This window comes from Streptomyces sp. NPDC017202 (assembly GCF_044331705.1).
Taxonomy (GTDB): Bacteria; Actinomycetota; Actinomycetes; order Streptomycetales; family Streptomycetaceae; genus Streptomyces.
Genome location: NZ_JBIRNP010000007.1, coordinates 141,183 through 153,177 on the forward strand (window position 1 = coordinate 141,183; position 11,995 = coordinate 153,177).

Below are 11,995 nucleotides of genomic sequence, written 5' to 3' on the forward strand. Positions count from 1 at the left end.
GGCCGGGGGCTGGGGGGCCGGGGCCCCCCCCCCCCCTTGCCGTCGCCGGGCTCCCCCGGCGGCCCCCCCCCCCACCCCCCCCCCCCCCCCCCCCGGGGGGGGGGGGGCCCCCCCCCCCCCCCCCCCCACGGATCCGCTCGGTTCGTAGCGGCGCTACGCGTCGACCTTCTCCATGACCTCGTCGCTGACGTCGAAGTTGGCGAAGACGTTCTGCACGTCGTCGCTGTCCTCGAGCGCGTCGATCAGCTTGAAGATCTTCCGGGCGCCCTCCTCGTCCAGTTCGACCTGCATGGTCGGGACGAAGTTGGCGTCGGCGGAGTCGTAGTCGATGCCGGCGTCCTGGAGGGCGGTGCGGACCGCGACCAGGTCGGTGGCCTCGCTGAGGACCTCGAAGGACTCACCGAGGTCGTTGACCTCCTCGGCGCCCGCGTCCAGGACGGCGCCGAGCACGTCGTCCTCGGTCAGCTCGCCCTTGGGGACGATGACGACGCCCTTGCGGTGGAAGAGGTACGACACCGAGCCGGGGTCGGCCATGGATCCGCCGTTGCGGGTCATGGCGACGCGGACGTCGGAGGCGGCGCGGTTGCGGTTGTCGGTGAGGCACTCGATGAGCACCGCGACGCCGTTCGGGCCGTAGCCCTCGTACATGATCGTCTCGTAGTCGGCACCGCCGGCCTCAAGTCCACCGCCGCGCTTGATCGCGGAGTCGATGTTCTTGTTGGGGACCGACGACTTCTTCGCCTTCTGGACGGCGTCGTAGAGCGTGGGGTTGCCGTCCAGGTCGACACCGCCCATGCGCGCCGCGACCTCGATGTTCTTGATCAGCTTCGCGAAGAGCTTGCCGCGCTTGGCGTCGATCACGGCCTTCTTGTGCTTCGTCGTGGCCCATTTAGAGTGGCCGGACATCTGCCTGTCTCCTTCGCGTAACCCATCTCTGCATGAACGCCAGAGATCCTACAAGGACTCCGGTGTCCGGTTCGCGCGCACCATGTCCACGAACAGCGCGTGCACGCGGTGGTCGCCGGTCAGCTCCGGGTGGAAGGACGTGGCCAGCGCGTTCGCCTGGCGGACCGCGACGATGTGGCCCTCGTGCTCGGCGAGCACCTCGACGCGGGCGCCGACGGACTCCACCCAGGGGGCGCGGATGAAGACGCCCTCCACGGGATCGCCCTCGACGCCCTTGATGCCGACCGCCGCTTCGAAGGACTCGTTCTGCCGCCCGAAGGCGTTGCGGCGCACGATCATGTCGATGCCGCCGACGGTCTCCTGGCCCGAGCGCGGGTCGAGGATCTTGTCGGCGAGCAGGATCATGCCCGCGCAGGTGCCGTAGACGGGCAGACCGGCCCGCACGCGCGCGCGGAGGGGGTCCAGCACGCCGAAGAGGACGGCCAGCTTGGAGATGGTGGTGGACTCGCCGCCGGGCAGGACCAGGCCGTCGACCTCGGCGAGTTCTTCGGGGCGCCTGACCGGCCTGGCCACGGCGTCGGCCGCGGCCAGGGCGATGAGGTGCTCCCGGACGTCGCCCTGGAGGGCCAGGACGCCGATGACGGGGGTGTCGCCCATGGGTGCTTACCAGCCCCGGTTCGCGTAGCGCTCGGCCTCGGGGAGGGTGTCGCAGTTGATGCCGACCATGGCCTCGCCGAGGTTGCGGGACGCGTCCGCGATGATCTTCGGGTCGTCGTAGAAGGTGGTCGCCTTCACGATGGCGGCGGCGCGCTTGGCCGGGTCGCCGGACTTGAAGATGCCGGAGCCGACGAAGACGCCCTCGGCGCCGAGCTGGCGCATCAGGGCGGCGTCGGCGGGGGTGGCCACGCCACCGGCGGAGAACAGCACGACGGGCAGCTTGCCCAGCTCGGCGACCTCCTTGACCAGCTCGTACGGGGCACGCAGGTCCTTGGCGGCGGCGTACAGCTCGTTGTTGTCGAAGCCGCGGAGCCGGGCGATCTCGTTCTTGATCTGGCGCAGGTGACGGACCGCCTCGACGACGTTGCCGGTGCCGGCCTCGCCCTTGGAGCGGATCATCGCGGCGCCCTCGGCGATGCGCCGCAGGGCCTCGCCCAGGTTGGTGGCACCGCAGACGAAGGGGGTGGTGAACGCCCACTTGTCGGAGTGGTTGACCTCGTCGGCCGGGGTGAGGACCTCGGACTCGTCGATGTAGTCCACGCCGAGGGACTGGAGGACCTGGGCCTCGACGAAGTGGCCGATGCGGGACTTGGCCATGACCGGGATGGAGACCGCTTCGATGATCTCCTCGATCATGTTCGGGTCCGACATCCGGGCCACGCCGCCGTCCTTGCGGATGTCGGCGGGCACCCGCTCCAGGGCCATGACGGCGACGGCGCCCGCGTCCTCGGCGATCTTCGCCTGCTCCGCGTTGACGACGTCCATGATCACGCCGCCCTTGAGCTGCTCGGCCATGCCGCGCTTCACGCGGGCGGTGCCGGTCTCGGGGGCCTGGTTCTGGGTGCTGGACACGGGGTGACCTCACTGAAGGGAAAGAGGGTTTTGTACCGCACCGAGGAAACGCGAGTGGACCAGTCCACAGCAAGGGCCAATGGGAAGGTGGTGGATCCTTTTGCGGGGCAGGACGCGGCGTGGCCCGGTGGGGGCCCCGAGCGGAACCCGCGTCCCCGCCCGCGCCCCGTGAGCCGGGACGCGTCGCCGGAGGCTGCGGTGCTCACGACCGCGAGCGGTCCGTCAGTACGGCCGGTGGCTCGTCGTCCATCTCGAAGGCCATCGGGAAGGGGGCGTGGCCGGCCAGCCGGAACCAGCGCACCTTGCGGTGCTCGCGCAGTCTGCGGGCCCCGCCCACCGCGTCGTTGTGGAAGCGGCGGGCCATGGGGACCCGCAGGACGGCCTCGGTCAGCTCGTGCGCCGCGGCCTCTCCCCCGGGCGCCTCACGGACGGCCTCCAGTTGCTGCGCGTCCGCGAAGACCGCCCGCAGGGCCTGGCTCAGGTCGCTCTCGGCGACCTCCCGCTGTTCCTCCTCGGCCTGCCGGGCGGCGTGCGCGGCCTCGTACAGCACGATCGAGGCGGCCGGATCGAGCACGCCCGAGGTGGCCAGTTCCTGGGCCACGGAGGCCCTGCGCAGCAGTTGCGCGTCCAGTGCGGCGCGGGCGGCGTCGATACGGGCGTGCAGCCGGTCCAGGCGTCCCGCGGTCCAGCTCAGGTAGAGGCCGATGGCGACGAGGACGACGAGGATCCAGATGAGGGTTGCGGTCACGGGCGGCAAGGCTAGTCGCTCCGCGTGCCCGGCCGGGGTGCCTCCCCCGGCGGCTGCCGGGGGCCGCCGTCCCCGGAGCCCCGCCCCGGCCCCCTCCTCGTCGGCCTTCGTCGGCCTACGTAGGTGGAGGCCGGACGGGCCGGGTCGCCCGGCCGGTGCCGCCGTGCCCGCCCCGGGTCAGTCCCGGGCCAGGCCGAACCGGGCGCGCAGTCCCGGGGAGCCCTTGTCGTCCGCGGCCACCGCCGCCGCGCCCGCCGTCACCGTCTCGTAGACGGAGAGGATGTCCGCGCCGACCGTGGACCAGTCGAAGCGCCGGACGTGGGCACTGCCGCGTTCGCGCAGGCGGGCCCGTCGCTCCGGGTCGCCCAGGAGCCGTACGGCCGCCTCGGCCAGCGCGTCCGCGTCCTCGTTGGCGAAGAGTTCGCCCGCGGCGCCCTGGTCGAGGACCTGGGAGAAGGCGTCGAGGTCGGAGGCGAGCACCGGGGCCCCGGCGGACATGGCCTCGACCAGGATGATGCCGAAGCTCTCGCCACCGGTGTTGGGGGCGACGTAGAGGTCGATGCTGCGCAGGAGGCGGGCCTTGTCCTCGTCGCTGACCATGCCGAGGAACTCGACGCGCGGGCGCAGTTCCGCCGGGAGGTTCTCGACGGCCTCCTCCTCGTCGCCGCGGCCGGCCACCAGCAGGCGGGCGTCCGGGCGTTCGGCGAAGATCTTCGGCAGGGCCGCCATCAGCACCGGCAGGCCCTTGCGGGGCTCGTCGATGCGTCCCACGAAGCCGATCGTCTGGCCCTGCCACTCGGGCCTGGGCTCGGCGCGGGCGAAGAAGTCGACGTCGACGCCGTTGGGGATGACCACGGCGTCCCCGCCGAGGTGCTCCACCAGGGTGCGGCGGGCGTACTCGCTCACCGCGATCCGCGCGCTGATCTTCTCCAGGGCGGCCTGGAGGATCGAGTAGGCGGCGAGCATCGCGCGCGAGCGCGGGTTCGACGTGTGGAACGTGGCCACGATGGGGCCCTGCGCCGCCCAGCAGGTCAGCAGTCCGAGCGAGGGCGAAGTCGGCTCGTGGATGTGGACCACGTCGAAGGCGCCGTCGTGCAGCCAGCGCCGCACCCGGGCGGCGCTCAGGAAGCCGAAGTTGAGCCGGGCCACCGAGCCGTTGTACGGCACCGGGACGGCACGGCCGGCCGAGACGACGTACGGCGGCAGCGGGGTGTCGTCGTCGGCGGGGGCGAGGACGGACACCTCGTGGCCGAGCCGGATGAAGTACTCGGCGAGGTCGCGGATGTGGAACTGGACGCCCCCGGGCACGTCCCAGGAGTACGGGCAGACGATGCCGATTCTCACGAGGGTCCCTTCGCGGGGTCGAGATCGGCGAGCCACAGCCGCTGGAGCATGTGCCAGTCCTCCGGATGGTCGGCGATACCCGTGGCGAAGGCGTCTGCCAGTGCCTGTGTCATGACGGACGTCCGCTCCGCGCGCGTGCCCGACCCGGGCACCTCGATGGGGGCGTGGACGCGGCCCCGCATCACGGGCGAGTCGTCGTACCAGAGTGTGACGGGGAGCAGGGCCGCGCCGGTCTGCTGGGCGAGCAGGGCCGGCCCGGCGGGCATGCGCGCGGTGGCGCCGAAGAACTCGACCTCGACGCCCGACGCGGACAGGTCGCGGTCGGCGACCAGGCAGACCAGGCCGCCGTCGCGCAGCCGCCGGGCGAGGGTGCCGAAGGCGGTGCCGCCGCTGTGCGGCAGGACCTCCATGCCGAGGCCCTCGCGGTAGGCGACGAAACGGTCGTAGAGCGTCTCGGGCCTGAGGCGTTCGGCGACCGTGGTGAACGGGATGCGCAGCTTCGTGGTGACCCAGGCGCCGGCCAGGTCCCAGTTGGCCAGGTGCGGCAGCGCGACGATGACGCCGTTGCCGGCCGCGAGGCCGTCGGTCAGGTGGTGCAGGTCCTTGACCTCGACCCCGGACGCGATCCGCTCCGGGCTCCAGGCGGGGAGGCGGAAGGACTCCATCCAGTAGCGCAGGTAGGAGCGCATGCCCGCGCGGGACAGCTCGGCGAGCCGCTCGGGGCTCGCGTCCGGCACCACGCGCGCGTAGTTGCTCTCCAGGCGCTGGACGCCCTTGCCGCGCTGCTTCCAGGCGAGGTCGGCGATGGTGCGTCCGAGGCGGACCGCGACCGGTTCGGGCAGCTTCTTGACGGTGCTCCAGCCGAGCCCGTACAGCCCGTCGGCCAGCTGGTCACGTGCGCTCACTGGGCGGTCTCCCGCCCCTCCGGCTCGGGCTTCGCCGCGGCCGCCGCGGTCGCCGCGTCGGCCTCCGCCGCTTCGCGCCGTACGGTGACGACCCGCTGGATCAGCGTGACCAGGCTGCCGACGGCGACGACCCACAGGGCGACCGGCAGCAGGTACTGGATGCCCGGCACCCCGAACGCGTGCAGGCCCGCGAGCCCGGCGGCGACCAGCGACACCACGAGCCGCTCGGCGCGCTCGACGAGCCCGTTGACCGCGACCGGCAGCCCGATCGACTCGCCGCGCGCCTTGGTGTACGACACGACCTGGCCGCTGGCCAGGCAGAAGATCGAGACGGCGCACAGCACGTTGTCGTCGCCGTGACCCGCGTACCAGAGGGCGAACCCGCCGAAGACCGCGCCGTCGGCGACCCGGTCGAGGGTGGAGTCCAGGAAGGCGCCCCAGCGGCTGGAGCGGCCGAGCTGGCGGGCCATGTTGCCGTCGACGAGGTCGGAGAACACGAACAGCGTGATCACGACCGTGCCCCAGAAGAACTCGCCCCTGGGGTAGAAGACCAGCGCGCCCGCGACCACGCCGGCGGTGCCGAGCAGCGTGACCGTGTCGGGGCTCACGCCCCGGCGGATGAGAAACGCGGCGAACGGTGTGAGGACACGCGTGAAGAATGCACGCGCGTACTTGTTCAGCATGGCCTTCCCGAAGGTTGTATGACCGCGCGGCCCCTGCTGGCCACCGGCTGGCCCATCGTAGCCACGCGCGCGCGTGCGCGGCCCTCGGGCACCCGGGCCCGGTGTCACGGCCGGACCGCGTCCGGGGGCCGGCCGGGTCGTTCCGGTGCCCGTGTCACGGCCGCGCCGGGGGCCTCGGGCGTCCTCCGTATGGACGCGCCGTGACGGGAGTGGAAAGCTCGAAGGACCGCGGACGTCGCCGGAGCCGCCACCGCCGGGGGTCACCCCCGGGTGGAATCCGGGGGAGGGAGGAGCCGCCGGGTCCGCGCCCCGATGACCTCACCGTGCACGGGAGGCGGAGAAATGGGCGACAAGGCGAACACACACCCCGGGGCCGCCGGCAGGGCCACGGCGGCCGACCACCCCGCATCCGTACGGAACGTGGTGCTGGTCGGCCACTCCGGATCCGGCAAGACGACCCTGGTGGAGGCTCTCGCGCTGACGGCGGGGGCGGTGAACCGGGCGGGCCGCGTGGAGGACGGCGGCACCGTCTCCGACTACGACGACATCGAGCACCGCCAGCAACGCTCGGTGCAGCTCTCCCTGGTGCCGGTCGAATGGGACGGCATCAAGATCAATCTCCTCGACACCCCCGGGTACGCCGACTTCGTCGGGGAGCTGAGGGCCGGTCTGCGCGCCGCGGACGCGGCCCTCTTCGTCGTCTCGGCCTCGGACGGTGTGGACGGCTCGACCCGGATGGTGTGGGAGGAGTGCGCGGCCGTCGGGATGCCCCGGGCGATCGTCGTCACGCACCTGGAGGCCGCGCGCGCGGACTTCGAGGAGATGACGCGGATCTGCGCGGAGGCCTTCGGCGGCGACGACCCCGACGCCGTGCTGCCGCTGTACCTGCCGCTGCACGGCCCGCGGGCGCCGGACGGGCACGCGCCCGTGACGGGTCTGACCGGACTGCTGTCGCGGAAGCTGTTCGACTACTCCTCCGGCGCGCGCGAGGAGTCCGAGCCGGGCGAGGACGTGCTGCCCGGGATCGAGGAGGCCCGCGACCGGCTGATCGAGGGGATCATCGCCGAGAGCGAGGACGAGACCCTTATGGACCGCTACCTCGGGGGCGAGCGGATCGACGTGAAGACGCTGATCGAGGACCTGGAGCGGGCCGTGGCGCGCGGCACGTTCTTCCCCGTCCTGGCCGCGGCCCCGGCCGCCGAGGGCGCCCGGCAGGGCATCGGCACCGTGGAACTGCTCGAACTGGTCACCAGGGGCTTCCCGACGCCTCTGGAGCGTGCGGCGCCCCGCGTCACCACGGTCGGCGGCGAGCCGCGCGCGGCGGCCCTGTGCGATCCGGACGGCCCGCTGGTCGCGGAGGTCGTGAAGACGGCCTCCGACCCGTACGTCGGCCGGATCTCGCTGGTGCGCGTGTTCTCCGGCACCCTGCGCCCCGACCGGACCGTCCACGTGTCCGGGCACGGCCTCACCGACCGCGGCCACGAGGACCACGACGTCGACGAGCGCGTCGGCGCCCTGTCCGCGCCCTTCGGCAAGCAGCAGCGGACCCTGACGCACTGCGTGGCGGGCGACCTGGCGTGCGTGGCGAAACTGAGCCGCGCGGAGACCGGCGACACGCTCTCCGCCAAGGACGACCCGCTGCTGATGGAACCGTGGCAGATGCCCGACCCGCTGCTGCCGGTGGCCATCCAGGCGCACAGCAAGGCCGACGAGGACAAGCTGTCGCAGGGGCTGTCCCGGCTGGTGGCCGAGGACCCGACGATGCGGCTGGAGCAGAACCAGAACACCCACCAGGTGGTGCTGTGGTGCCTGGGCGAGGCCCACGCGGACGTCGCCCTGGAACGGCTGCGCAGCCGCTACGGCGTACAGGTGGACGTCGTCCCGCACAAAGTGTCCCTCCGGGAGACGTTCGCCGCCGCCTCCGCCGGGCGCGGCCGGCACGTCAAGCAGTCCGGCGGGCACGGGCAGTTCGCGATCTGCGAGATCGAGGTGGAGCCGCTGCCGGGCGGTTCGGGCGTCGAGTTCGTGGACAAGGTCGTGGGCGGCGCGGTGCCGCGCCAGTTCGTCCCGTCCGTGGAGAAGGGCGTACGGGCGCAGGCCGCCAGGGGCGTCGCCGCGGGGCATCCCCTCGTCGACGTGCGGGTGACCCTGGTCGACGGCAAGGCGCACTCGGTGGACTCCTCCGACGCCGCTTTCCAGACGGCCGGGGCGCTCGCGCTGCGGGAGGCCGCGACCGGGGCGAGGATCCATCTGCTGGAGCCGGTGGCGGAGGTGAGCGTGCTGGTCGGCGACGAGTACGTGGGCGCCGTGATGAGCGACCTGTCGGGGCGGCGCGGCCGGGTCCTGGGCACCGAACAGAGCGGCGGCGGTCGCACGCTGGTGCGCGCGGAGGTACCCGAGATCGAGATCGGCCGGTACGCGGTCGACCTGCGTTCCCTGTCGCACGGCACGGCCCGCTTCCACCGGGCGTACGCCCGGCACGAGCCGATGCCGGCGCAGGTGGCGGAGCGGCTCCGTCAACAGGAGCGGGCGGCGTAGGGGTTGGGACGCGGTCATCCTCAAGTGACGGGTGCGGAACGCGTTCTTCCACCGTGGCGGGCGGCTTCGGCCGTCCGCCGACGGATGTCCGTGCCTGGATATACGCTGATGACCTGATCAACAGGTGTGCGGAGCACGGAAGTCGGGAAGGCCGCAGGAGCGACAGTGGCGGCGATCGGGGGCGGGAATGACCGTGGGGGACTTCTTCGGGCCACAGGTGCCGCAGCAGGGCGACGGCGGGCAGACTCCGACCTTCGCGCTGGCGTCGGCCGCCTACCGGGACAACCCCGTCGAGGACATCAAGAAGGCCGACAACGAGTGGCACCAGTCGACGGTCTCCACCGGCCGCGGCTGGGCCAGGATCTTCCGGCCCAACCTCGGCGAGGCGTTCTCCCAGGCGGTGGTCGACCGCATGCTGGGCGTCGGGCGCAAGCCGCTGATCCAGTCGTTCGGCAGTGAACCGCAGGTGGTCGTCGAGCATTGTCTGGCCGCCAACCGGATCCGCCGGGAGCGCGACAAGAAGCTCACCGGCATCATGATCGTGTGCGGGCTGCTGTTCCTGCCCGGGCTGCTGGTGTGGCTGCTGGTCTTCCAGCTCCGGGCCACCATGACGAAGGCGGGCGACAAGCGGGTCTCCGGGCTGGCCACCGGGCTGCTCGTGGCCGTCGCCGCGCTCGCCGCGCTCTTCCTCCTCAAGATGCCGTTCTCCGGCCTGGCCGGGTGGTACGCGCGCGGTGCGGTCGTCGCGCCGGTGGCCGGCTGGTTCCTGGCCAAACGGATCTGCGAGGGCACGGCGAAGGACCTGCGCGAGCGCTGGGACAGCCTGCTGTCGGGAGGCAGCGTCGGCGCCAAGGTCCCCGAGGCGGTGCCGACCAGCCCCAACCAGACGGCGGCCGAGCAACTGCGCCAGTCCCTGGCCCGGCTGAGCGCCGAGCAGCAGTCCAACTCGGTGTTCTACGCCGGCCCCAAGGGGATCCTCGGCATGGGCACCCGCTGGGGCGCCTGGCACCTCGCGGAGGAGCTGACCCCGCTCGACCCCGTCAAGGGCGTCCACGAGTTCCGCAGCTGGACGGTGGTCCGGGCCATCCACGACCAGCTCCAGCTGCTGCACCGGCAGAGCCTGAAGACCGGCGGTTTCCCGCCTCCTTCGGTACGGCACTGGATCGTCACGCCGGTCGGTGAGAACGCCAAGGCGGTGGCCCGGCCGGAGGGCACCGACGTGGAGGCGTACCAGGTCAAGCCGAGGGCCGTGGAGGACATCTGCAACAACCAGCAGTTCGGCGGCGGCGACCGGCACTACCTCGGCGTGCAGTGGCCGCTGTGGGACGGCCAGTTGATCATCACCATGCTGATCACCGTGACCGTGCTGCACGAGACGCTGCGCATCGAGGTCACCGGTCATGCGCTGGGCCCGGTGAACTCCCTGTTCACCTCCAAGCCGGAGGCGCCCACGAAGGAGGTCGCCAAGACCGTCCGGTTCTGGGAGACGCGGAAGGTCAGCCTGCCGTTGGTCACCGCCGACGAGGTGGTGCGGGTGGCGGCGCGCGCCACGATCAGCTGGTACCCGCCGCTGCTGAACTGGCTCGGCGGCTCCATAGGCCTGCCCGAGCCGTTCGGCCTGCGGCACGCCTGGGCCGACCAGCCGTGGCGGCACCGCTTCATGGCCGACGACGCGCTGCGCGCGGCGACGCCGGTGCTGAGGGTGGTGCACAGTGCGGCGCTGAGGGTGCTCAAGGAGCACGACGTGGACATCGAGAAGTTCAGCTCCCGCTCGTCGGCCCTCAGCGGCGCGGTGCAGGACCTGACGCCGAAGAAGGCCGACACCTACGACGCGTAGGCCTCCGGCGGTGGGACGGTTCGAGGTGGCCGGGGTGCTGGGGGCTGCCGCCCCCAGGCCCCCGCTGTCGGCCTGGACGGCCTCGTCCTCAAGCGCCGGACGGGCTGGTCATGCCCCCGCCGTCAAGTGGCCGGCCATGCCTCCGCCAGCATCTTGCGGGTGTCCGCCAGCAGCTGCGGCAGCACGCGCGTGTGGCCGACCACCGGCATGAAGTTCGTGTCGCCGCCCCAGCGGGGCACGATGTGCTGGTGCAGGTGCGCGGCGATGCCGGCGCCCGCGACCGACCCCTGGTTCATGCCGATGTTGAACCCCTGGGCGCCGGACGCGGTGCGCAGCGCGGTCATCGCCTGCTTGGTCAGCTCGGCCAGCTCCGCGGTCTCCGGCCCGGTCAGGTCGGTGTAGTCGGCGACGTGCCGGTAGGGGACGGTCATCAGGTGGCCGCCGTTGTACGGGTAAAGGTTCAGCACGGCGTACACGTGCTCTCCGCGCCGGACCACCAGGCCGTCCTCGTCGGACTTCGCCGGGATCGCGCAGAACGGACAGCCGTCGTCGGCTCCGGGACCCGTGGGCTTGTTCTCGCCCTGGATGTAGGCCATCCGGTGGGGCGTCCACAGGCGCTGGAACGCGTCCTGCGTCCCCACTCCGATCTGCTGCTCCGGCTCACTCGTCATGCTAGGCAGCATATGGCTTCGCCCGTTCGCGGCGTGTCGGCGGGGGGAGCGCGAACGCGACGGGGGCCAGGCTGGGCCGATGACCGAAGACAGCCGTGTGATCCGCTGGGAACGACGCACCGAGATGCTCCTCTCGCTCGCCTCGCTGACCTACCTCGCCGGGTACGCCGTCCTCGTTCTCGCCCCCGACCTGGCCGACGCCTGGCGGGACTGCAGTCTGGCGGTCCTGCTCGCGTCGTGGGCGCTGTTCGTGGTGGACTACGCGGTGCGCTGGCGGCTCGGCGGACAGGGCCCGGGTTTCGTGCGGCGGCACGCGCTGGACACCCTGGTGGTGCTGTTGCCGCTGCTGCGCCCGCTGCGGATCGTGCGGCTCTACGAGGCGGTACTGCATCGGCGCGGGGAGCCACGGCTGTCGCTGCACGCGCGCGTGATGTTCTACGCGGGGGTGTCGACGCTGCTGCTCGGCTTCGCGGGCTCGCTCGCCGTGTACGCCGAGGAGCGCGGGGCGCCGGGCACGGAGATGCACACGTTCGGCGACTCGGTCTGGTGGGCCTGTTCGACCCTGGCCACCGTCGGCTACGGCGATGTCGTACCGGTCACTCCCATGGGCAGGCTGGTCGGGGTCGGCCTGATGGCGTGCGGCCTGGCCCTGCTGGGCGCGGTGACCGGCTCCTTCTCGTCCTGGCTGATCCAGGTCTTCTCGCGCGAGGGCGAGCCGGGGGACGATGCCGGACGCCCGCCGGGAAGGTGACCACCGGGAAGGTGACCACCGGGCGATGGCCCCCGGGCCCGGG

At 72.4% G+C, this 11,995-nt stretch carries 11 protein-coding genes; 3 read left to right on the forward strand and 8 right to left on the reverse strand.

What is annotated here, in order from left to right:
• Nucleotides 1–153: 153 nt before the first annotated feature.
• The 7 genes from ACH4N1_RS16410 to pgsA all read right to left on the reverse strand — a co-directional run bounded on the left by ACH4N1_RS16410 (nt 154) and on the right by pgsA (nt 6,155).
• On the reverse strand, nt 154–906 hold the full coding sequence (locus tag ACH4N1_RS16410; protein WP_363091346.1) for a YebC/PmpR family DNA-binding transcriptional regulator: 753 nt from the start codon (nt 904–906) through the stop codon (nt 154–156).
• 48 nt (nt 907–954) lie between these two features.
• Nucleotides 955–1,563: a pyridoxal 5'-phosphate synthase glutaminase subunit PdxT gene (gene pdxT, locus ACH4N1_RS16415; RefSeq protein ID WP_398097690.1), complete on the reverse strand. Its 609-nt coding sequence runs from the start codon at nt 1,561–1,563 to the stop codon at nt 955–957.
• A 6-nt stretch (nt 1,564–1,569) separates the two neighbouring features.
• The gene (gene pdxS, locus ACH4N1_RS16420) at nt 1,570–2,475 is read right to left on the reverse strand and encodes a pyridoxal 5'-phosphate synthase lyase subunit PdxS (protein WP_356567268.1); all 906 of its coding nucleotides are present in this window, start codon (nt 2,473–2,475) and stop codon (nt 1,570–1,572) included.
• Between the two features lie 202 nt (nt 2,476–2,677).
• Nucleotides 2,678–3,232 (reverse strand): hypothetical protein, encoded by a 555-nt coding sequence (locus ACH4N1_RS16425; RefSeq protein WP_398097692.1) that lies wholly within the window; start codon nt 3,230–3,232, stop codon nt 2,678–2,680.
• Nucleotides 3,233–3,400: 168 nt separating this feature from the next.
• Complete coding sequence (locus ACH4N1_RS16430; protein WP_398097693.1) at nt 3,401–4,567, reverse strand: glycosyltransferase family 4 protein; 1,167 nt, start codon at nt 4,565–4,567, stop codon at nt 3,401–3,403.
• The gene (locus ACH4N1_RS16435; RefSeq protein WP_398097695.1) at nt 4,564–5,472 is read right to left on the reverse strand and encodes a phosphatidylinositol mannoside acyltransferase; all 909 of its coding nucleotides are present in this window, start codon (nt 5,470–5,472) and stop codon (nt 4,564–4,566) included. Before ACH4N1_RS16435 ends, ACH4N1_RS16430 begins: the two co-directional genes overlap by 4 nt.
• Nucleotides 5,469–6,155, reverse strand: coding sequence for a phosphatidylinositol phosphate synthase (gene pgsA, locus ACH4N1_RS16440; protein WP_398097696.1), 687 nt, complete (start codon nt 6,153–6,155; stop codon nt 5,469–5,471). Before pgsA ends, ACH4N1_RS16435 begins: the two co-directional genes overlap by 4 nt.
• 342 nt (nt 6,156–6,497) lie before the next feature.
• On the opposite strand from pgsA, the gene ACH4N1_RS16445 reads away from it, so the two are divergent.
• Together ACH4N1_RS16445 and ACH4N1_RS16450 are read left to right on the forward strand one after the other, a co-directional pair.
• Entirely contained in the window at nt 6,498–8,693 is a 2,196-nt protein-coding gene (locus tag ACH4N1_RS16445) for an elongation factor G-like protein EF-G2 (protein ID WP_398097698.1), read from the forward strand.
• A 187-nt stretch (nt 8,694–8,880) separates the two neighbouring features.
• Nucleotides 8,881–10,530, forward strand: a complete 1,650-nt coding sequence (locus ACH4N1_RS16450) for a hypothetical protein (protein WP_398097699.1) — start codon at nt 8,881–8,883, stop codon at nt 10,528–10,530.
• A gap of 122 nt (nt 10,531–10,652) precedes the next feature.
• Here ACH4N1_RS16450 and ACH4N1_RS16455 read toward each other — a convergent pair whose 3' ends face one another.
• Nucleotides 10,653–11,213 (reverse strand): HIT family protein, encoded by a 561-nt coding sequence (locus ACH4N1_RS16455; protein WP_398097700.1) that lies wholly within the window; start codon nt 11,211–11,213, stop codon nt 10,653–10,655.
• A 67-nt stretch (nt 11,214–11,280) separates the two neighbouring features.
• Between ACH4N1_RS16455 and ACH4N1_RS16460 the strand changes: the two genes are divergently transcribed.
• Nucleotides 11,281–11,952: a potassium channel family protein gene (locus ACH4N1_RS16460; RefSeq protein WP_398097702.1), complete on the forward strand. Its 672-nt coding sequence runs from the start codon at nt 11,281–11,283 to the stop codon at nt 11,950–11,952.
• Nucleotides 11,953–11,995 lie beyond the last annotated feature (43 nt).